This is a genomic window from Crossiella sp. SN42, from assembly GCF_023897065.1.
Lineage (GTDB): Bacteria > Actinomycetota > Actinomycetes > Mycobacteriales > Pseudonocardiaceae > Crossiella.
Genome location: NZ_JAMHIV010000012.1, coordinates 158,045 through 176,896, shown reverse-complemented (window position 1 = coordinate 176,896; position 18,852 = coordinate 158,045). Strand labels below are relative to the sequence as shown.

Here is an 18,852-nt window from a genome sequence, read left to right as displayed (position 1 = left end):
TACCTATTAGGCACGTTCGGTTCCTATAGCCTGAAGTTCATGTTGGACACCTCGTCGAGGCTGCTCGCCCTGCTCGCGCTGATGCAGTCCCGGCCGCAGTGGACGGGCGCCCAGCTGGCCGAACGGCTGGCGGTCAGCGGCCGCACGATCCGCAACGACATCGAGCGGCTGCGCACCCTGGGCTACCCGGTGGAGGCCGAGCGCGGGCCCGCCGGGTTCTACCGGCTGGGCGCGGGGGCGAAGCTGCCGCCGCTGCTGCTCGACGACGAGGAGGCGGTGGCGGTCGCGATCGGCCTGCGGGCCGGCCGGGGCGTCACCGGCATCGAGGACAGCGCCGCCCGCGCCCTGAGCAAGCTCGAACAGGTGCTGCCGCACCGCCTGCGCAGGCAGGTGACCGCGCTGCACCAGGCGGTCTCCGAAGGCCCGGACAACACCGGCACCAACGTGGTCGCCCCGGTGGTGGACGCCGCGGTGCTCGCCACCATCGCCGGGGCGGTCCGGGACGCCGAACTGCTCCGCTTCGACTACTCCGCCCCGGCCCGCGCGGACGACACCCCGCGCCGCAACGACGCCTCGGCGCCCTTCGGCGACTGGCCGGTGCTGGTCGAGCCCTACCGCCTGGTGAGCTGGGAACGGCACTGGTACCTGGTCGCGCGCGGCCCCGAGACCGGCGCCTGGCACACCTACCGGGCCGACTGGATCACCCTCCGGATGGCCACCGGCCGCCGCTTCACCCCGGTCGAGTTCCCCGGCGGCGACTACGCGAGCTTCGTGCTGCGCGATGTGGCCACCGCGGGCTGGCAGGTGCACGCCCGGATCACCGTGCGCGCCCCCGCCGAGGACGTGCTGGCCCGGATCAACCCGGCCGTCGGCGTGGTCGAGGCGGTGGACGAGTCCACCTCGGTGCTGGTCACCGGCGCGGACAGCCTGGAGATGATCGCGGTCTACATCGGCATGCTGGGCCTGGACTTCCACGTCACCGAGCCACCCGAGCTGGTCGAGCACCTCCGCGTCCTGGGCCGCCGCTACGCCCGCGCCGTGGAGTAGGCCCGCGGACGTACGCTGTGGTCATGTCGGCAGGATCGCGCCGGGCGCGGGTGCGGGACGTGCACGAGCTCGCGCTGGGGATGCCCCACGTCACGGTGGTGCTGGGCACCGCGGACAACCCGGTCTACCAGGTCGGCCGGAAGTCGTTCGTGTTCTTCCGCAACCCCCGCCCCGATGCCGTCGATCCCGAGACCGGTGAACGCTACCCGGACGTGATCGTGTTCTGGGTGCCGTCCGAACACGACAAGCAGGCCCTGGTCCAAGATCAAGGATCACCGTTCTTCACCACGTCGCACTTCAACGGTCACCCGTCGGTGTTGTTGCGGGCCAGCCGGATCGGCGAGCTCACCCTGCGGGAGCTGACCGAGGTCGTGCAGGACGCCTGGCTCTCCCGCGCCTCGCCGACCAGGGCCGCCGCCTGGCTGCGCAGCCGCGCGGCGCAATGACCAGCAGCGCCTGAGCGCGCTCCGCGCTGGGCCGAAGCGAGGGCGCGCACTCCCTGTGCGGCAGAAGCGCTTCTGCGGCAAGGAGATCCGGCACCGGCGCGGCAACTGCTCGCCCAGCAGTGTGTGTTCACCTGTCGTCACCCTTAGCGCTGAGCATTGATGCTCGCCACACTCCTGGGTGTCACTCGATCTGATGGGGGTTCACTGTGGAGCGACGCAGCTTCTTATGGGTCGCCGTGGTCGGCGCCGCGGCCGCGGCTTTCGGCGGGGCGGCCTGGCGGGAGGCCTTCGCCGAGGGCGCCCAGCCCGGCCCCAGCCCCTACGGCGCGCTGTTGTCCGCTGACGCCAACGGGATCCAGCTGCCGCAGGGGTTCACCAGCCGGGTCATCGCGCGCACCGGGCAGCAGGTGGCAGGCACCGGCTACACCTGGCACCCGGCGCCGGATGGCGGGGCCTGTTTCGCCGACGGCAGCGGCTGGATCTATGTCTCCAACAGCGAGGTGCCCAGCACCGGCGGGGTGGGCGCGGTCAAGTTCGACAGCACCGGCAAGATCACCGGCGCTTACCGCACCCTGGCCAACACCAACGTCAACTGCGCCGGGGGCGCGACCCCGTGGCAGACCTGGCTCTCCTGTGAGGAGGTGGACCGCGGCTACGTCTATGAGACCGACCCGTGGGGCGTCAAGGCCGCCATCCGCCGCCCGGCGATGGGCCGGTTCAAGCACGAGGCCTGTGCCACCGACGCCGACCACGGCTACATCTACCTCACCGAGGACGTCTCCGACGGCTGCTTCTACCGCTTCAAGCCCACCACCTGGGGCGATCTGTCCAGCGGCACCCTCGAAGTGCTCAAGGGCGGCAGCTCCCAGACCAGCGGCCCGGTGACCTGGGCCCGGGTCCCGGACCCCGCGGGCTCCTCGACCGCGACCCGCAACCAGGTCAGTGGCGCGAAGCGCTTCAACGGCGGTGAGGGCTGCTACTACGCGGGCGGGACCTGCTGGTTCACCACCAAGGGGGACAACCGGGTCTGGGCCTATGACGCGAAGACCAGCTCGATCAGCCTGACCTACGACGACGACCTGGTCACCAGCGACACCGCGCCGCTGACCGGCGTGGACAACGTGACCGGGACCAGTGGCGGGGACCTCTTCGTGGCCGAGGACGGCGGCGACCTGGAGATCTGCATCATCACCAAGGCTGGGGTGGTGGCCCCGTTCCTGCGGGTCAATGGGCACAGCGATTCGGAGATCTGCGGCCCGGCGTTCAACCCGGCGGGCAACCGGCTCTACTTCTCCTCCCAGCGCGGCACCAGCGGGAGCAGCAGCGGCGGCATCACCTACGAGGTCACCGGCCCGTTCCGGGCCTGATCCGGGCCTGCCCGCCCCGCGCTGGGCCGCACGTGCGCGCGCACCCCCTGCGGGTCGAACAGCACCAGCAGCTCCACCGCCTCCCCGTCGGCGCTGCCCAGCCAGTGCGGCACGGAGGTGTCGAACTCAGCGGCCTGACCGGGCGGCAGCACCAGGTCGCGGTCGCCGACCAGCAGGCGCAACTGGCCGTTGAGCACGTACAACCACTCGAAGCCGGGATGGGTCTGCGGGGTTGGTTCGACCGGTTCCCGCCGGGCCGGGATGAGCATCTTGAACGACTGCACCCCACCCGGTCGCCGGGACAGCGGCACGAAGGTCAGGCCGAAGCGGTGGATCGGCTTGAGGTGGATGCGGGGGTCGCCGGTGCGGGGCGCGCCGACCAGGTCGTCCAGCGGCACGTCGTAGGTGCGCGCCAGCGGCAGCAGCAGTTCCAGGGTCGCCTTGCGCTGCCCGCTCTCCAGCCTGGACAGGGTGCTCTCCGAGATGCCGGTGGTCACCGCGAGGTCGGCCAGGGTGATGCCGCGGGCGTTGCGCAGCGCCCGCAGCCGCGGTCCGACCGCCTCCAGCACGTCCTCCATGTCGTCCACGGGATCAGGTTGCCAGAACGGCAAGAATCCGTGCCAGTCGATCTGGCCGCTGGCGAGACTTGGCCGCATGAACAGCACCGATCCGGTCGCCTTCTGGGACGACCTCTACGCCGCCCGACCGGCCGCCGGCGACCCGCGGCCGAACAGCACACTCGTCGACCTGACCGCCGACCTGCCGCCCGGCCTCGCACTGGACCTGGGCTGCGGCAGCGGCGGCGACTCGCTGTGGCTGGCTCGCCGGGGCTGGCAGGTCACCGCGGTCGACATCTCGGCCGTGGCGACCCAGCGACTCGCCGACCGCGCCCAGTCCCTCGGCCTCGGTGAACGGCTCACCGCCCAGAGTCACGACCTGCGCGACTCCTTCCCCAGCGGCTGCTTCGACCTCGTCTCCGCGCACTACCTGCACACCCCGTTCGACCTGGACCGGGCGAGCGTCCTGCGCACCGCGGCGCACGCGCTGCACCCTGGCGGGCGGCTGCTGGTCGTGGACCACGGCTCGACCGCGCCGTGGTCCTGGAACCAGGACCCGGACGCGCATTTCCCGTCGCCACAGGAGGTCGCGGCCGAGCTTGACCTCGATCCGGCGCAGTGGGCGGTGGCGCGAGCCGAGTCGCCGCGCCGGGTCGCCACCGGGCCGGGCGGGCGCACCGCCGAGGTCATCGACCACGTCCTGCTGCTCCGGCGGGCCGCATGACCCGACGCCGCGACCAGCCACCGCCGCGCACCGGCGGCAGTGAAGCCGAGACCCTGCGCGGGTTCCTGGACTACCTCCGCGACTCGATCGCGGCGAAGGTGCGCGGCGCGCCCGAACCGCGGGTGCGCACCGCCGGGGTGCCCTCGGGCACCAACCTGCTCGGCCTGCTCAACCACCTCACCCACGTCGAGCGCGCCACTTTCCTCGGCGCGAAGGTCACCGACTGGCAGGCCACCTTCCACGCCGCGCCGCAGGACAGCGTCGCCGAGGTGCTCGCCCGCTACCGGAAGACCGTGCAGCGCGCGAACAAGGTGCTCGACGGCTGCACCGACCTCGGCGCGCCGGTTCCGGGTGGCCGCGCCAGCGCTCGCTGGGCGCTGACCCACCTGATCGAGGAGACCGGCCGCCACGCGGGCCACGCCGACATCCTGCGCGAGCTCATCGACGGCGCCACCGGGCGCTGACCCACCGTCTACATAGGACAGAGAGCATGATTTCCACATCCAGGTTCGCCCGTGCGGCAACGACTTTCGCGCTGACCCTCCTGCTCACCGGCGCGGCCTGTGCCGCACCCGCCCCCGCCCCCGAGGTGCCCGCCTACGCCACGGTCACCCAGGCCGACCCGAAGTTCACCGGCGCCTTCCGGCACGAGTTCACCGAGGTCGACGGCGTCCGCATGCACTACGTGACCGGGGGCCGCGGCACGCCGGTGGTGCTGCTGCACGGCTGGCCGCAGACCTGGTACGGCTGGTGGCCGATCATGCCCGCGCTGGCCGAGCACCACACCGTCTACGCCGTCGACCTGCCAGGACTCGGCGACAGCACCGGCAAGCCAACCGGTTACGACAAGGCCACCCTGGCCCGCTACGTGCACACCCTGATCGCCGACCGGCTCGGCCTGCGGGACGCCCGCGTGGTCGGGCACGACCACGGCGCCGCGGTGGCCTTCCAGTACGCCGCCCAGTTCCCGGCCGACACCGCGCGGCTGGGCTACCTCGACCTGCCGCTGCCCGGACCCGGCATCGACGGGGCTGCCTACCGCTCGCTGAGCTGGCACATCGCCTTCCACTCCCAGCGGCGGGTGCCCGAGGCGGTGGTCGGCAACGACGTCCGCGAGTACCTGAAGCTGTTCTACCCCCAGGTTTCCTTTGGCGGCACGGCTTTCGGCGGCACCTCGGACCGGTCCCCGTTCACCGAGGAGGAGATCAGCGAGTACGCGCGGACCTACTCCCGGCCCGAGGCGCTCTCCGGCGGCTTCGAGCTCTATCGCGCCCTGGACAAGGACGTCCGGGACACCGTGGCGACCGCGCCGGTGCGGGTGCCGGCCCTGGTGATGGCCGCGCAGGGACAGGCGGAGGCGATCAAGGCCACGGTGGCTCCCCGGCTGACCGACATCGTGCGCGCGGTCGACGTGCCCAAAGCCGGACACTGGCTTGTTGAGGAAAACCCAGGGTTCGTCACCGAGGAGCTGTTGCGCTTCCTCAAGGGGTGATCAGTCCTCGGTCAGTCCGGCGGCGGTGCCGGGGGCGTGGTCCGCGCGCATGATCGCTTCCCGCCTATTGTCGAGCACAGCCGCCGCCCGCCCGGAGAGGAACAGCATGACCACCAACGACCCCGCCACCCGGCCCACCGAGAGCGCGGAACGGATCGAGGTGTCCCGGCTCATCCCCGCCCCCGCCGGCGCGATCTTCGCGGTCCTGACCGATCCGTTGGGGCACGTGGACATCGACGCCTCGGGCATGCTCATGGACGCCGAAGGCGAACCGGTCACCCAGGCAGGCGACCGGTTCCGGGTGCACATGGACCGGGAAGCGCTCGGCGACCTCCCCCTTGGCAAGTACCAGGTCGAAGTGATCATCACCAAGCTCGTCCCGGAGCAGGAGATCGCCTGGACCGTGGAAGCCGGGGTCCGCCCGCACCTCCGGCACATCTACGGCTACCGCCTGGCCCCCACCGAGGACGGCACCCTGGTCACCTCGTACTACGACTGGTCGGAGCTCCCCCCGGAGTGGAAGCAGCGCCTGGACTTCCCGGTGGTGCCCGGGTCCGCGCTCAAGGCCACCCTCGGCATCCTGGCGCGCGTGGTCCGCAGGCGAGCAGCCTGATGCCGATCTCCGCACGTCAGCGCGAGGTGCTGCACCGGGAGCTGCCCGGGGCGGACCTCGACGAGCTGGTGGTGCACCAGGGTCAGTTCCACGAGGTGGTCCTCGGCGCGGACCGGGTGGTGTGCTTCGCCCGCACCGCCTCGGCCGCGTCCCGGCTGCCCGCCCGCGCGGCCCGGCTGCGAACGGTGGCGGACCTGGGTCTCGGCTTCACCACCCCCGTCCCTCTGTCCGAAGTGGACGGTGACCCGGCCTGCCTGGTGCTGAGCCGGGTGCCCGGCGACCCACTGGCAGCGGATCGGCTGGCCGCGCCACCGGAGTTCGAGGCCGTGGCCGCCGGTTTTGGCGCGCTGCTGCGGGAGCTGGCCGGGGTGCGGGCCGGACTGCCGTCGGCGGGCCGCTGGCCGGAGTTCGCGGAGGGCGTCCGGGCCGAGCTGTTCCCACTGATGTCCGCGTCCGGCCGGGCCAGGGCGGAGGCGGAGCTGGCCGCGATCACCGCTCTGCCGCACCGGGTCACCGGGCTGGTGCACGGCGACCTCGGCGGCGAGAACGTGCTGTGGTGCGAACAGGATGGCCTGCCGCGACTGTCCGGGGTGGTGGACTGGGACGAGGCCGGGCTGGGGGACCAGGCGGAGGACCTGGCCGCGATCCGGGCCAGCTATGGCGAGGAGATGGCGCGTGCCGTGGTGGCGCACCTTCCTCCGGACGAGAGTCTGCTGGACCGGGCCAGGGTCATCGGCGGCACTTTTGCCTTGCAGCAGGCGCTGTCCGGGCTGCGCGATGGCGACGAGGAGGAGCTGGCGGACGGGCTGTCGGGGTATCGCTGAGCCGGTCAGCGGGGGTAGGTGTGGATCTCGGTTGCCTTCACCGAGGCCCACAGGGTGTCGCCGGGGTGCAGGCGGAGGTCGGCGACGGTGGCGGTGGTGATGTCAGCCAGCACGGCGGGGGTGCCGTCCAGTTCGATCCTCATGGTGTGCGCGTGCTGCTCGATCCCAGCGACCGTGGCCTGCCAGGTATTTCGTGGGCTGCCAACGGGTTTCTCCGGGTACAGGCTGACCGCGCTGGGCGGGAACACCACGTGCACCGGGCCGGTGGCCGGTTCGGCGACGGTGAGGGTGCCGCCCTCGTCGAGGTGGATCTCGGTGTTGTGGGCGGTGCCGCGGTAGAAGTTGAGGCCGACCAGGTGGGCGACGTAGTCGGTGCGGGGCTGGCGGACCACCGCGCGCGGACTGCCCTGCTGCACCACGCGGCCGTGTTCCAGGATGACCAGGCGGTCGGCCAGCACCATCGCGTCCAGCGGGTCGTGGGTGACCAGCAGGGTGTGGCCGGGGTAGTCGCGCAGGTGCCTGCCCAGCTCGGCGCGCACGCGCAGGCGGGTGCTCGCGTCCAGGGCGGCCAGGGGTTCGTCGAGCAGCAGCAGGGCGGGATCGGTGGCCAGGGCGCGGGCCAGGGCGACCCGCTGGGCCTGGCCGCCGGAGAGGGTGCGGGGCTTGGCTCCCGCGTGGTCGGCGAGGCCGACCTTGGCCAGCCAGTGCGCGGCCCTGGCGTTGGCCTCGGCCTTGCCCCGCCCTCGGGCGCGCAGGCCGAAGGCGACGTTGTCCAGTGCGGTCATGGTGGCGAAGAGCAGGTGGTCCTGGAACACCACGCCGATCGGGCGCAGCTCGGTGGGCAGACCGTCCCAAGTGGACTCACCGAGCCGGATCGTGCTGTCGGAGGCCAGGAGTCCGGCCAGGGCACGCAGCGCGGTGGTCTTGCCCGCGCCGTTGGGGCCGAGCAGGGCGACCACCTCGCCGGGCTCGATGGTCAGGTCCAGGTCCAGGGCGAAGGTCTCGCGGGTGACCCGCAGGCAGGCGCGCAGGGTCATGAGGCGCCACTGATCCAGCGGTCGCGCAGGCCCGCCAGCACGCCGACCGAGACCAGCAGCAACACCACGCTGAGCACGATCGCGGCGTCCGGATCGCTTTCCAGCGCCAGGTAGACCGCCAGCGGCATGGTGGTGGTCTCGCCGGGGAAGTTGCCGGCGAAGGTGATGGTGGCGCCGAACTCGCCCAGGGCGCGCGCCCAGCACAGCACGGTGCCCGCGACCACGCCGGGCATGATCGAGGGCAGGGTGACCCGGCGGAAGGTGAGCCAGCGGGAGGCGCCCAGGGTGGCGGCGGCCTCCTCGAACCGGGGATCGGCCGCGCGCAACGCGCCCTCCACCGAGATCACCAGGAACGGCATCGCCACGAACGCCTCGGCCAGCACCACGCCCGCGGTGGTGAACGGCAGCGAGATGCCGAACCACTGGTCCAGGTACTGCCCGAGCAGCCCGCGCCTGCCCAGCACCAGCAGCAGCGCCACCCCGCCGACCACCGGCGGCAGCACCAGCGGCACGGTGACCAGCGCGCGCAGGAACCCCCGGCCGGGCACCTCGCCGCGGGCCAGCAGCCAGGCCAGCGGGATGCCGAAGAGCAGGCACAGCACCGTGGCCAGGCTCGCGCAGACCACCGACAGCCGCAGCGCCTGGCCGACCTCGGGGCTGAACAGCCTGCCGGGCAAGGTGGTCCAGGGCGCGGTGACCAGCAACCCGGCCAGCGGCACCAGCAGGAACACCAGCCCGATCACCGCGGGCAGCACCAGGATGAGCGGCCGCCGTCCCCGCGCCCTGCGCGTCTTGGTCATGGGGCCGCGAAGCCGGCTTCGGCGAGCACCGCGCGGCCCTGCTCCGAGCGGACGAAGTCGACAAAAGCCTTGGCGGCCATGGTGTTGGGGGCCTTGGCCAGTGGCGCGATCGGGTAGTCGTTGACCGCCTGGGCGGCCTCGGCGAAGTCCTTGCCCTCGACCTTGCCGCCCGCGGCCCGGACGTCGGTGCGGTAGACCAGCGCGGCGTCCACCTCGCCGAGGGAGACCTTGGTCAGCACCGCCTTGACGTCCTGTTCCAGGGTGTCCGGCCGCGCGGTGGTCCCGGCCGCCTCGAACACCTTCTTCGCGGCCGCGCCGCAGGGCACCTGCTCGGCGCACAACGCGATCTTCAGCTCGGCCCTGCCGAAGTCGGCCAGCCCGGTGACCTTGGCCGGATTCCCTTGGGGCACCGCGATCTGCAGCGTGTTCCTGGCGAAGGTCACCGGCGTGGCGGTGACCGTGCCGGTGTCGGTCACCTGCTTCATGTTCGCCGGGGCGGCCGCGGCGAACACGTCGGCCGGCGCGCCCTGGTTGAGCTGCTGGGCCAGCGCCGAGCTGCCCGCGAAGTTGAACTTCACCGTGGTGCCGGGGTTGGCGGCCTCGAAGTCCTTGCCCAGCTTGGTGAAGGACTCGGTCAGCGAGGCGGCGGCGAACACGGTGAGCGTGCCGCCGGTGGGGGAGGAGCCCGGCTGCGCGGTGCCACAACCGGCCAGTGCCAGCACCACGAGCAGTGCGGTCAGTGTGCGCACTTCAGGCCTCCGGGATCTCGACGACGACGTGGGTGGACTTGATCGAGGCCACCGCGACGCTGCCGACCTCCAGGCCCAGCTCCTCCGCGGACTCCCGGCTCATCAGCGACACGATCCGGAACGGCCCTGCCTGCATGTCGACCTGCGCCATCACCCCGTCCTTGACCACCCGGGTGACGATGCCCTTCATCCGGTTGCGCGCGGAGGCGGCCACCGTGACGCCGGGCTCGGCCGACTCGGACAGCTGCTGGGCGAAGGCGGCCAGCTCGGTGCCTGCCACGCCCTTGCGGCCGTTGTCCAGCGTGATCGCGGCCAGCCGGCCCTGGTCGATCCAGCGGCGCACGGAGTCATCGCTGACGCCCAGCAGCGCGGCAGCCTCGCTGATCCGCAGATTCGGCATGAAACGGAGTCTAGAGCCGCTTCAGCGGATCCGCGATCGGCATCGCCTAGCCAAACTTCGCCCTTGACAGCCCAGGTCAGAGCGGATTGTATGACAGTCATACCGTCATTCAATCGACTCGAGGAGGTGGTCTCGTGGCCCCGACACCGGGGAGACCCGCCAGATCGCGGGCGGCCAGACGGGTGCTGCTGGCGGCGGGGTTCGGCAACTTCATGGAGTGGTTCGACTTCGCCGTCTACGGCTTCCTGGCCACGACGATCGGCAGCGTCTTCTTCCCGGCGGCCGACGCCACCGGCCGCCTGCTCGCCGCGCTCGGCGTCTTCGGCGTCGCGCTGCTCATGCGGCCGCTGGGCGGCGCGGTCTTCGGCATCGTGGGCGACCGCTACGGCAGGCGGGCGGCGCTGTCCGGTTCGGTGATCGTGATGGCGGTGTCCACCACCCTGATCGCGTTCCTGCCCGGCTACGCCACCGCCGGTGTGCTCGCGCCGGTCCTGCTCGTGCTGCTGCGCTGTGCCCAGGGGTTCTCCATCGGCGGCGAGTGGGCAGGCTCCTCGGTGTTCCTGGTGGAGCAGGCGCCGAGGCACCGGCGAGCCCTGTGGGGCAGCGTGGTGCCTGCCACCGCGGGAGCGGGCGCGCTCGCGGGGGCACTGGTCACCCTCGGGCTCTCGGTCTGGCTCTCTGGGGAGGCCATGTCCTCCTGGGGGTGGCGCGTGCCGTTCATCCTGGCCGCGCCACTGGGGGTGGCCGGGTTCTACGTCCGGACGAAGCTGGAGGACACGCCGGAGTTCCAGGCGGTGCGGCGTGCGGACTCGATCGCGGAAGCCCCGCTGCGGGAGGCCCTTCGGGAGAACCGGCGGGCCATCGCGCTGGTGTTCTTCGCCACGGCGACCGCGGCGGTCGGGTTCTACTACCTGGTCACCTCGGTGCCGAACTTCCTGACCTCCGCCAGGGTCGGGCTGAGCGAGCCGGCCGCGCTCGCGGCCACCGCGGGCGGGCTCGCGGTGTACTCGGCGCTCTGCCCGCTGGCGGGGGTGCTGGCGGACCGGTTCGGCAGGCGACCGACGATGCTCCTCGGCGCGGCCGGGCTCGTCGTGGTCGCGGTGCCCGCCTTCCTGCTGATGGCCACCGGCAGCGTCCCCGCGGTGCTGCTCGGCATGGCCGTGCTCGGTCTGTTCGAGGCCATGGTGAACGTGACCATGGTGGTGCTGCTGATCGAACTGTTCCCGGCGCGCACCCGGATGAGCGGCTGCACCACCGGCTTCAACCTGGCCGGGGCGCTGCTCGGCAGCCCGGCTCCCGCGGTCGTGGCCTGGCTGGCCGCCGGGTTCGACTTCGCGGGCAGCGGCGCGCTGTACCTGGTGGCGGTGGCGCTGATGACCTTCCTCGCGCTGGTCCGGATGCTGCCGGAGACCCGTGGCCGCGACCTCGCCGACCACCAGGCGGCCTCCGCATCCGTTCCCGTGCCAGCCATGGATCGCAAGACAGGAGCACCGGCATGACCATCGACAACGACACCGCGCTCGACGTGGGCTCGCGGGTACGGCGGGAGGTGCTCGGCGATGCCCACGTGGAGCGCTCGCTGGCCAAGGCGACCGCGTTCTCCCGGCCCTTGCAAGAGCTCGTCACCGAGTACTGCTGGGGGACCGTCTGGGCCCGGCCTGGCCTGCCCCGTGGCACCCGCAGCCTGCTCACGCTGGTGATGCTCACCGCGCTCGGCCGCGGCCAGGAACTGCGGCTGCACGTCAGGGGCGCGTTGAACAACGGCGTCACCCCTGGCGAGATCCGGGAGGCGTTGCTGCAGGCCGCGATCTACTGCGGAGTGCCGGCCGCGCTGGAAGCGTTCCGCGGGGCGGAGGAAGTGTTCGCCGCCGAAGGTGTGGACCTGTCCGGCCCCACCGTGCACAACGACTGAAACCACAAGGGAGACAAGACATGACGACAGATATCGAGCTACTGCGCGATCGCTCCTATGTGGACGGTCGATGGGTCGGCGCGGCCTCCGGGGCCGAGTTCGAGGTGCGGAACCCGGCCACCGGGGAGGTGGTCGGCCGCGTTCCCTCGATGTCCGGGGCGGAGACCGCCCAGGCGATCGAGGCGGCCGACCGGGCGCGCGGCGGCTGGGCCGCGCGGACCGCGGAGGACCGGGCCGACGTGCTGCTGCGGTGGCGCGAACTGGTGCTGCGGCACCAGGACGAGCTGGCCCGGCTGCTCACCCTTGAGCAGGGCAAGCCGTTGGCCGAGGCGCGCGGGGAGATCGCCTACGCCGCCTCGTTCCTGCGCCTCTACGCCGAGGAGGCGCGCAGGCTCAACGGCGAGACCATTCCGGCCAAGACCGCCGACACCCGGATCGTGGTGCTGCGCGAGCCCATCGGCGTGGTCGCCTGCATCACCCCGTGGAACTTCCCCGCGGCCATGATCACCCGCAAGGCCGCGCCCGCGCTCGCCGCCGGGTGCACCGTCGTGCTCAAGCCGGCCGAGGACACGCCACTGTCCGCGCTGGCACTGGCCGCGCTGGCCGAGGAGGCCGGGATGCCTGCCGGGGTGCTGAACATCCTGACCGGCGACCCGAAGGAGATCGGCGCGGTGCTGTGTGCCAGCCCCGTGGTGCGGGCGCTCTCCTTCACCGGCTCCACCCAGGTCGGCAGGCTGCTCGCCGCGCAGTGCGCGCCGACGCTGAAGAAGCTGACGCTGGAGCTCGGCGGCAACGCGCCGTTCCTGGTCTTCGACGACGCGGACCTGGACGCGGCGGTGGCGGGCGCGATCGTGGCCAAGTTCCGCCAGACCGGGCAGAGTTGCGTTGGCGTGAACCGGTTCCTGATCCAGGACAGCGTCTATGACGCCTTCGTCGAGCGGTTCGTCGAGCGCGTGCGCGGGCTGCGCGTCGGCGAAGGCACCATCGACGGAGTCACCATCGGTCCGCTGATCAACGAGGCCGCTGTGGCGAAGGTGCACGCGCACGTGCTGGACGCGCTGGGCAAGGGCGCCACACTGCTCACCGGCGGCACGGCCCCGGAGGGCGGCACCTTCTACCCGCCGACGGTGCTGGGCGAGGCCAACACCGACATGCTGCTGGCGCACGAGGAGACCTTCGGCCCGGTGGCGGCGCTGTTCCGGTTCAGCGAGGAGCGCCAGGCCGTCGAACTGGCCAACAGCACCGAGTACGGGCTGGCGGCCTACTTCTACAGCCAGAACCTGGCCCGGGTGTGGCGGGTGGCCGAGCGGATCGAGGCGGGCATGGTCGGGATCAACACCGGGTTCCTCTCCGTGGAGGTCGCGCCCTTCGGCGGCACCAAGCAGTCCGGCCTCGGCCGGGAGGGCTCCCGGCACGGCATCGAGGAGTTCACCGAGCTGAAGTACCTGGCCTTCGGCGGGTTGCGGTGAGCACCGCGCGGCTGTCGCTGCCCTGGGGCGGGCACCTCGCCTACCGGATGACCGGGTCCGGGCCGCCGCTGCTGTTGCTGCACCCGGTCGGCCTGGACGGATCCTGGTGGTGCGACTACTCGGCCGCGTTCGCCGACCGCTACCAGGTCATCGCCGTCGACCTCCGTGGTCACGGCCGGTCCAGCCCGATCGACGGACCGGTCACCCTGGACCAGCTCGCCGCCGACGTCTCGTTCCTGCTCGCCGAGGTGGCCACCAGCCGCGCGCAGGTCATCGGGGTGTCCCTGGGCGGCATGGTCGCCCAGCACCTGGCGCTGCGCGACCCGGGATCGGTGGCCGCGCTGGTGCTGTGCGCCACCGCCGGAGGCTTCCCCCAGGACCTGCGGCCGGCCCTCCGGGACCGGGGCCGGCTCGACCACCAGGGCATGTCCGGGGTCATCCCGGCCACCCTGCGACGGTGGTTCTCACCCGCGGGCCGGGCCGCCGCGATCGGCCGGAGCTGCGAGCGCACCCTCAGCGCGGCCGACCCGGCGAGCTGGACCGCGGCCTGGGCGGCGATCGCGGAGCTGGACACGCTCTCCCGGCTGCCGCAGGTGGCCGCACCGGCACTGGTGATCACCGGGGCGCAGGACACCGCGACTCCGCCCGCGGCGGCGCGGGAACTGGTGGCGGCACTGCCGTCCGCGCGGCTGAGCGTCGTCGAGCAGGCGTGGCATCTGGGCGTGTTCGAGCGGCCGGATCCGTTCCTGGCCGCGTTCACCGCGTTTCTCGACGAGGTCCGGGGGAGGTGTGCGCGTGCCTAGTATCGTCAGCCGAATGGCAGACCCGCGGGGTTCCTCAGTCGGCGCGTTCTCGATGCGCGTGAACCGGGTCGCCGCGCCGGTTCGCGAACAGGTGCTCGACCAGCTGCGCCAGGCGATCGTGGAGATGCGCCTGGAACCGGGGAAGCGGCTGGTGGAACGGGAGCTGATCGAGCAGACCGGGGTCTCCCGCACCACGATCCGCGAGGTGCTGCGCCAGCTCTCCGCCGAGGGCCTGGTGGAGACGATCCCGCACCGGGGAACCGTGGTGGCCTCGGTGTCCCGCGAGCGGGCCGTCGAGCTGTACGAGGTGCGCGCCGCGCTGGAAGGCATGGCCGCCCGCGCGTTCGCCGAGCGCGCGAGTGAGCAGCAGGTGGCCGAGCTGCGGCGGGCCTTCGAGGAGATCGAGTCCTGTTTCGCCGCGGGCGAGCTGGGCGCGCCCATGCTGGCGGCGAAGGCGCGGTTCTACGACACCCTGCTGGCCGGCTCGGGCAACGAGACGATCCGGGAGATCGTCGAAGGCCTCCAGGCCAGGGTGACGGTGCTGCGGACGATGTCGCTGGGACAGCCCGGCCGGGCGGTGCACAGCGTCGCCGAGATCCGGGAGATCGTCGAAGCGGCCGAGGCCCGGGACGCCGAGCGGGCGGCGACCGCCTGCGCCCACCACGTCCGGCAGGCCGCACACGCGGTGCTGGCGGGGATGGACGCGGCCGCCGCCTCCGCCTGACCAACTTCGCACGGTCCCGGGGCGAACCCTTGCGACCATCAATTGTATGACGATCATACGAAGGAGCTGTCATGCCGTACGCCGACGTCAACGGGACGAGGCTGTACTACCAGGACGTGGGCACGGGCGAGCCGATGATCCTGATCCCGGGGCTGGGCCTGGACCACACCTACTACGCACTCGGCGTGCCCGCGCTCTCCGCCGAACTGCGCACGATCGCGGTGGACCTGCGCGGGGTGGGCCGCTCGACGAAGGATGAGGACGTCGAGTACTCCGTGCGGCTGTGGGCGGAGGACATCGCCCTGCTGATCGAGCACCTCGGCCTGGCCGGCGCGCACGTGCTGGGCACCTCGCTGGGCGGTTCGATCGCGCTGGCCCTGGCCGCCCGCCACCCCGCCAAGGTCCGTTCGCTCATCGCGGTCGGCGCGTTCTCCGAGCTGAACCTGTCGGTGGAGCTCAACTACTCGCTGCGCAAGCGCCTGATCGCCAAGCTCGGCATGAGCGAGGACGTGGCCGACTTCATCGCGTTGTGGATCATGACCCCAGGCTTCCTGGAGTCCGAGGCGGGCCGCGAGGTCGCCGCGAACATCCGGGCCGGGGTGCGCGAGAACTCCCCGGAGATCTACCGCGCCTTCCTGGACGCGATCCTGGCCCTCGGCAGGCGCGAACCCGGCGGGGCGGTGCCGCCGCTGACCGCGGCGCTGAGCTCGATCACCGCGCCCACCCTGGTGGCCTGCGCGGACAACGACCACTTCATCCCGGCCGAGCTGAGCGCCCTGATCCACCGGGCCATTCCGCACTCGAAGTTCGTGGAGGTCTCCGGCGGCGGGCACATCCCGTTCATCGAGGCCCCTGACCGCATCACCCGGGAGGTCCTCGACTTCGTCCGCGCGCTCGGCAACGCCTGATCGGCGTGGGGCTCGGCAGCGGTGCGCTGCCACCGGGCCGAGCCCCTCGTCTAGGCTCGCGGGCATGCTGGACACGCAGTACGAAGACCTGCTCCGCCAGGTACTCGACACGGGCGCGCGCAAGCAGGACCGCACCGGCACGGGCACCCGGTCGATCTTCGGTCACCAGCTGCGCTACCGCCTGGCCGACGGTTTTCCGCTGATCACCACGAAGAAGGTGCACTTCCGCTCGATCGCCTACGAGCTGCTGTGGTTCCTGCGCGGCGAGGCCAACGTCACCTGGCTGCAAGAACACGGCGTGACCATCTGGGACGAGTGGGCCGCGCCGGACGGCGACCTCGGCCCGGTCTACGGGGTGCAGTGGCGGTCCTGGCCGACCCCCGACGGCGGGCACGTCGACCAGATCAGCGAGGTGCTGCGCACGCTGCGGGAGAACCCGGACTCCCGGCGAATCATCGTCTCCGCCTGGAACGTGGCCGACATCCCGCGGATGGCGCTGCCGCCCTGCCATGCGTTCTTCCAGTTCTACGTCGCCGACGGCAAGCTCTCCTGCCAGCTCTACCAGCGCAGCGCGGACCTCTTCCTCGGCGTGCCGTTCAACATCGCCAGCTACGCGCTGCTCACGCACATGATCGCCGAGCAGGTGGGCCTGGGCGTCGGCGACTTCATCTGGACCGGTGGGGACTGCCACATCTATGACAACCACGAGGAGCAGGTGCGCACCCAGTTGGCCCGCCAGGCGCGGCCGTTCCCCAGTCTGAGCCTCAAACCGGCGGACAGCCTGTTCGACTACACCTACGAGCACATCGCCCTCGACGGTTACCACCCGCACCCCGGCATCAAGGCACCGGTGGCGGTGTGATCGGGCTGGTCTGGGCGCAGTCGGCCAACGGCGTCATCGGCCGCGACGGCACGCTGCCGTGGCACCTGCCGGAGGACCTCAAGCACTTCCGCACGCTGACCGCGGGCGCGACCGTGCTGATGGGCCGCCGCACCTGGGAGTCGCTGCCGCCGCGGTTCCGCCCGCTGCCGGGCAGGCGCAACCTGGTGCTCTCGCGCACCCCGCAGGAGAACGTGGAGACCTTCCCCGACCTGGCGACGGCGCTGGCCTCGGTCACCGGGGACGTGTGGGTGATCGGCGGCGCGGCGGTGTACCGGGCGGCGCTGCCGTTGGCCGACCGGATCGTGGTCACCGAGATCCGCGAGTCCTTCGAAGGGGACACGCACGCGCCGGGGGTGGGCCGCGCGCCGGACGCCGCAGGGGACTGGCAGGAGTCGGCGACCGGGCTGCACTACCGCTTCCTGACCTGGGACACCGCGGCCCTCGTTTCTGGCAGCATCACCAGCGGGTAGGCCAACAGCCGAGCCACTGTCGACGCGCCGGAACGGAGCACTTGGTGAAGGTCCACCTCAGCCGCACGCCCTCGCTGGCCGTCGCGCTGATCGTCCTGCTCTGCGGCGGACTGCTCACCGCGCCGGCCTCGGCCACCACCGATCCGCTGCCCTACCCCGCTCGCGACGGCTACCGGATCAAGTCCATCCAGCCGGACTCCTGGGCCGACAAGGACACCATCGCGGGCAACAACACCGGCGGGGTGGCGCTCAACCTGGTCTGGGCGGAGTGGGAACCGAGCCGGAAACCGGCGCCCTGCGCCGAGGGCGAGGAGCTCTTCGACAACCACTGCTTCCGCGTCCCGGCCGAGGTGGACAGCGCGATCAAGGACTGGTCCGCGCGCGGGCTGGTGGTCACCGGCGTCACCTACGGGACCCCGGCGTGGGCCCGCTACGCCAAGCCGTGCTCCCCGGCCGAACCGGGATTCGAGGTGCACTGCACGCCGAACCAGGCCGCCGACTACGCCCGGTTCGCCGGCATGCTGGCCCGCCGGTACAGCGGGCTGCGCGGGCACGGGCGGGTGGCCGACTTCGTGGTGCTCAACGAGGTGAACACCAACACCTGGTTCGACATCGGCTGCGGCCAGGGCGTGCCCTGCGACCGGCAGCGGTGGCTGGAGGAGATCAGCGAGCTGTACGTGGCCGCCTACGACCGGGTCGTCGCCGAGCAGCCGCACGCGAAGGTGCTGATCTCGCTGGACAACCGGTTCGGCGCGGAGCTGGAAAGCCCCTCGGCGCGGGAACCGGTGCTGGCCGGGCAGAACGTGCTGCGAGCGCTGGCCGCGCGGGCCGGGGCACGGCAGTGGCGGGTCGCCTTCCACCCGTACCCCAAGGACCTGCGGCGACCGGAGATCAGCGCGGACGACTTCCCGTACGTCACCTACGGAAACCTCGGCGTGCTGGCCGGCTGGCTGGCCGCGGAGTTCCCCGGCAGCGTCGCGGCCACCGACATCCAGCTCACCGAGAGCGGGATCAACTCCAGCGCGCCGTCCACCCCGGAGCGGCAGGCCATCGCGGTCTGCGACTCCTTCCGCGCGGTGCTGGGCACCCCCGGCGTGACCAGCCACGTCTACCACCGGATGCGCGACCACCCCGACGAGACCGGGGCCGGGCTCGCGCTGGGGCTGTGGCAGGACAACGGCGCGCCCAAACCGGCGTGGACGACCTGGGCGCTGGCCAACCGCGCCGACCTCGGCCGGGGCGGGCTGTCCTGCGGGTTCGAGCAGCTGCCGCACACCAGGCTGGTGCGCGGGTTCAACCCGGCCCGCGGCCACTGGGCCACCTCCCGGCTGCTGCCGCCCGGCTTCACCGCCCAGCAGTCCTGGTTGCTGCTGCGCGAGCCCGCGGCCGGGACCGCGGTGCTCTACGAGTGCGGGGTGGGCGGGCACAACCTGCTCACCGTCGATCCGCGCTGCGAGGGGCTGCCGCCGCTGGGTCCGGTCGGGTCGGTGCACACCGCCCCCGCGCCGGGCCGGACCGCGCTCTACCGCTGCCTGGTGCCGCGGACCGGCGACCACTTCGTGGCCGCCGATCCGCGGTGCGAGGGTCACCGGGCCGAGGCGCTGCTCGGCTACACGGCGGCCTGAGC

General features: G+C 72.2%; 22 protein-coding genes. 17 read left to right on the top strand and 5 right to left on the bottom strand.

Annotated features, from left to right (window positions below):
- The first annotated feature begins 39 nt into the window (after positions 1 to 39).
- The 3 genes from M8C13_RS16425 to M8C13_RS16415 all read left to right on the top strand — a co-directional run bounded on the left by M8C13_RS16425 (position 40) and on the right by M8C13_RS16415 (position 2,860).
- A complete protein-coding gene (locus tag M8C13_RS16425) occupies positions 40 to 1,047 on the top strand; it encodes a YafY family protein (protein WP_252481462.1) in 1,008 nt (335 codons plus the stop codon).
- A 23-nt stretch (positions 1,048 to 1,070) separates the two neighbouring features.
- Positions 1,071 to 1,493 carry an MmcQ/YjbR family DNA-binding protein gene (locus M8C13_RS16420; protein ID WP_252481461.1) on the top strand — a complete coding sequence of 141 codons (423 nt, stop codon included), beginning with the start codon at positions 1,071 to 1,073 and terminating at the stop codon, positions 1,491 to 1,493.
- A 206-nt stretch (positions 1,494 to 1,699) separates the two neighbouring features.
- Positions 1,700 to 2,860: an alkaline phosphatase PhoX gene (locus M8C13_RS16415; protein WP_252481460.1), complete on the top strand. Its 1,161-nt coding sequence runs from the start codon at positions 1,700 to 1,702 to the stop codon at positions 2,858 to 2,860.
- Here the strand turns inward: M8C13_RS16415 and M8C13_RS16410 are convergent.
- A complete protein-coding gene (locus M8C13_RS16410) occupies positions 2,830 to 3,438 on the bottom strand; it encodes an XRE family transcriptional regulator (RefSeq protein WP_256509185.1) in 609 nt (202 codons plus the stop codon). The two genes, M8C13_RS16415 and M8C13_RS16410, sit on opposite strands and share 31 nt — an antisense overlap.
- Positions 3,439 to 3,514: 76 nt before the next feature.
- On the opposite strand from M8C13_RS16410, the gene M8C13_RS16405 reads away from it, so the two are divergent.
- From M8C13_RS16405 to M8C13_RS16385, 5 genes are all read left to right on the top strand, one after another.
- Positions 3,515 to 4,141 carry a bifunctional 2-polyprenyl-6-hydroxyphenol methylase/3-demethylubiquinol 3-O-methyltransferase UbiG gene (locus M8C13_RS16405; RefSeq protein WP_252481458.1) on the top strand — a complete coding sequence of 209 codons (627 nt, stop codon included), beginning with the start codon at positions 3,515 to 3,517 and terminating at the stop codon, positions 4,139 to 4,141.
- Complete coding sequence (locus M8C13_RS16400; protein ID WP_252481457.1) at positions 4,138 to 4,605, top strand: DinB family protein; 468 nt, start codon at positions 4,138 to 4,140, stop codon at positions 4,603 to 4,605. Before M8C13_RS16405 ends, M8C13_RS16400 begins: the two co-directional genes overlap by 4 nt.
- Positions 4,606 to 4,631: 26 nt before the next feature.
- Positions 4,632 to 5,633 carry an alpha/beta fold hydrolase gene (locus tag M8C13_RS16395; RefSeq protein ID WP_252481456.1) on the top strand — a complete coding sequence of 334 codons (1,002 nt, stop codon included), beginning with the start codon at positions 4,632 to 4,634 and terminating at the stop codon, positions 5,631 to 5,633.
- A 106-nt stretch (positions 5,634 to 5,739) separates the two neighbouring features.
- Complete coding sequence (locus M8C13_RS16390; protein ID WP_252481455.1) at positions 5,740 to 6,246, top strand: SRPBCC family protein; 507 nt, start codon at positions 5,740 to 5,742, stop codon at positions 6,244 to 6,246.
- Positions 6,246 to 7,070, top strand: a complete 825-nt coding sequence (locus M8C13_RS16385) for a phosphotransferase family protein (RefSeq protein ID WP_252481454.1) — start codon at positions 6,246 to 6,248, stop codon at positions 7,068 to 7,070. Before M8C13_RS16390 ends, M8C13_RS16385 begins: the two co-directional genes overlap by 1 nt.
- A 5-nt stretch (positions 7,071 to 7,075) precedes the next feature.
- On the opposite strand, the gene M8C13_RS16380 is transcribed toward M8C13_RS16385, so the two are convergent.
- Genes M8C13_RS16380 through M8C13_RS16365 form a run of 4 tightly spaced genes read right to left on the bottom strand, consistent with a single transcriptional unit; the run spans position 7,076 to position 10,056 of the window.
- Positions 7,076 to 8,107 carry an ABC transporter ATP-binding protein gene (locus M8C13_RS16380; RefSeq protein WP_252481453.1) on the bottom strand — a complete coding sequence of 344 codons (1,032 nt, stop codon included), beginning with the start codon at positions 8,105 to 8,107 and terminating at the stop codon, positions 7,076 to 7,078.
- Positions 8,104 to 8,907, bottom strand: coding sequence for a molybdate ABC transporter permease subunit (gene modB, locus M8C13_RS16375; protein WP_252481452.1), 804 nt, complete (start codon positions 8,905 to 8,907; stop codon positions 8,104 to 8,106). Before modB ends, M8C13_RS16380 begins: the two co-directional genes overlap by 4 nt.
- Positions 8,904 to 9,656 carry a molybdate ABC transporter substrate-binding protein gene (modA, locus tag M8C13_RS16370; protein ID WP_252481451.1) on the bottom strand — a complete coding sequence of 251 codons (753 nt, stop codon included), beginning with the start codon at positions 9,654 to 9,656 and terminating at the stop codon, positions 8,904 to 8,906. The genes modB and modA overlap by 4 nt, the downstream gene beginning before the upstream one ends.
- A 1-nt stretch (position 9,657) precedes the next feature.
- On the bottom strand, positions 9,658 to 10,056 hold the full coding sequence (locus M8C13_RS16365) for a molybdopterin-binding protein (protein WP_252481450.1): 399 nt from the start codon (positions 10,054 to 10,056) through the stop codon (positions 9,658 to 9,660).
- A gap of 134 nt (positions 10,057 to 10,190) precedes the next feature.
- On the opposite strand from M8C13_RS16365, the gene M8C13_RS16360 reads away from it, so the two are divergent.
- The 9 genes from M8C13_RS16360 to M8C13_RS16320 all read left to right on the top strand — a co-directional run bounded on the left by M8C13_RS16360 (position 10,191) and on the right by M8C13_RS16320 (position 18,850).
- Entirely contained in the window at positions 10,191 to 11,555 is a 1,365-nt protein-coding gene (locus M8C13_RS16360; protein WP_252481449.1) for an MFS transporter, read from the top strand.
- Positions 11,556 to 11,557: 2 nt separating this feature from the next.
- Entirely contained in the window at positions 11,558 to 11,968 is a 411-nt protein-coding gene (gene pcaC, locus M8C13_RS16355; RefSeq protein ID WP_374213085.1) for a 4-carboxymuconolactone decarboxylase, read from the top strand.
- A 20-nt stretch (positions 11,969 to 11,988) separates the two neighbouring features.
- The gene (locus M8C13_RS16350) at positions 11,989 to 13,437 is read left to right on the top strand and encodes an NAD-dependent succinate-semialdehyde dehydrogenase (RefSeq protein WP_252481447.1); all 1,449 of its coding nucleotides are present in this window, start codon (positions 11,989 to 11,991) and stop codon (positions 13,435 to 13,437) included.
- Entirely contained in the window at positions 13,434 to 14,240 is an 807-nt protein-coding gene (locus M8C13_RS16345) for an alpha/beta fold hydrolase (protein ID WP_252481446.1), read from the top strand. The genes M8C13_RS16350 and M8C13_RS16345 overlap by 4 nt, the downstream gene beginning before the upstream one ends.
- Before the next feature lie 13 nt (positions 14,241 to 14,253).
- Entirely contained in the window at positions 14,254 to 14,964 is a 711-nt protein-coding gene (locus M8C13_RS16340) for a GntR family transcriptional regulator (RefSeq protein ID WP_252481445.1), read from the top strand.
- A 71-nt stretch (positions 14,965 to 15,035) separates the two neighbouring features.
- Positions 15,036 to 15,872 (top strand): alpha/beta fold hydrolase, encoded by an 837-nt coding sequence (locus M8C13_RS16335; protein ID WP_252481444.1) that lies wholly within the window; start codon positions 15,036 to 15,038, stop codon positions 15,870 to 15,872.
- Between the two features lie 64 nt (positions 15,873 to 15,936).
- The gene (locus tag M8C13_RS16330) at positions 15,937 to 16,734 is read left to right on the top strand and encodes a thymidylate synthase (RefSeq protein WP_252481443.1); all 798 of its coding nucleotides are present in this window, start codon (positions 15,937 to 15,939) and stop codon (positions 16,732 to 16,734) included.
- Positions 16,731 to 17,225 (top strand): dihydrofolate reductase, encoded by a 495-nt coding sequence (locus M8C13_RS16325; RefSeq protein WP_252481442.1) that lies wholly within the window; start codon positions 16,731 to 16,733, stop codon positions 17,223 to 17,225. The genes M8C13_RS16330 and M8C13_RS16325 overlap by 4 nt, the downstream gene beginning before the upstream one ends.
- Positions 17,226 to 17,269: 44 nt before the next feature.
- A complete protein-coding gene (locus M8C13_RS16320) occupies positions 17,270 to 18,850 on the top strand; it encodes a DUF5722 domain-containing protein (protein ID WP_252481441.1) in 1,581 nt (526 codons plus the stop codon).
- The last annotated feature ends 2 nt before the right edge of the window (positions 18,851 to 18,852 follow it).

Bases quoted from the DNA above. Each gene is read 5' to 3' on its own strand.
- M8C13_RS16335 (WP_252481444.1), top strand. From the start codon at position 15,036: ATGCCGTACGCCGACGTCAACGGGACGAGGCTGTACTACCAGGACGTG.
- modB (WP_252481452.1), bottom strand. From the start codon at position 8,907: ATGACCAAGACGCGCAGGGCGCGGGGACGGCGGCCGCTCATCCTGGTG.
- M8C13_RS16350 (WP_252481447.1), top strand. From the start codon at position 11,989: ATGACGACAGATATCGAGCTACTGCGCGATCGCTCCTATGTGGACGGT.
- M8C13_RS16330 (WP_252481443.1), top strand. From the start codon at position 15,937: ATGCTGGACACGCAGTACGAAGACCTGCTCCGCCAGGTACTCGACACG.
- M8C13_RS16425 (WP_252481462.1), top strand. From the start codon at position 40: ATGTTGGACACCTCGTCGAGGCTGCTCGCCCTGCTCGCGCTGATGCAG.
- M8C13_RS16365 (WP_252481450.1), bottom strand. From the start codon at position 10,056: ATGCCGAATCTGCGGATCAGCGAGGCTGCCGCGCTGCTGGGCGTCAGC.
- M8C13_RS16340 (WP_252481445.1), top strand. From the start codon at position 14,254: ATGGCAGACCCGCGGGGTTCCTCAGTCGGCGCGTTCTCGATGCGCGTG.
- M8C13_RS16390 (WP_252481455.1), top strand. From the start codon at position 5,740: ATGACCACCAACGACCCCGCCACCCGGCCCACCGAGAGCGCGGAACGG.
- M8C13_RS16410 (WP_256509185.1), bottom strand. From the start codon at position 3,438: ATGGAGGACGTGCTGGAGGCGGTCGGACCGCGGCTGCGGGCGCTGCGC.
- M8C13_RS16400 (WP_252481457.1), top strand. From the start codon at position 4,138: ATGACCCGACGCCGCGACCAGCCACCGCCGCGCACCGGCGGCAGTGAA.
- M8C13_RS16380 (WP_252481453.1), bottom strand. From the start codon at position 8,107: ATGACCCTGCGCGCCTGCCTGCGGGTCACCCGCGAGACCTTCGCCCTG.
- M8C13_RS16405 (WP_252481458.1), top strand. From the start codon at position 3,515: ATGAACAGCACCGATCCGGTCGCCTTCTGGGACGACCTCTACGCCGCC.
- M8C13_RS16385 (WP_252481454.1), top strand. From the start codon at position 6,246: ATGCCGATCTCCGCACGTCAGCGCGAGGTGCTGCACCGGGAGCTGCCC.
- M8C13_RS16395 (WP_252481456.1), top strand. From the start codon at position 4,632: ATGATTTCCACATCCAGGTTCGCCCGTGCGGCAACGACTTTCGCGCTG.
- M8C13_RS16420 (WP_252481461.1), top strand. From the start codon at position 1,071: ATGTCGGCAGGATCGCGCCGGGCGCGGGTGCGGGACGTGCACGAGCTC.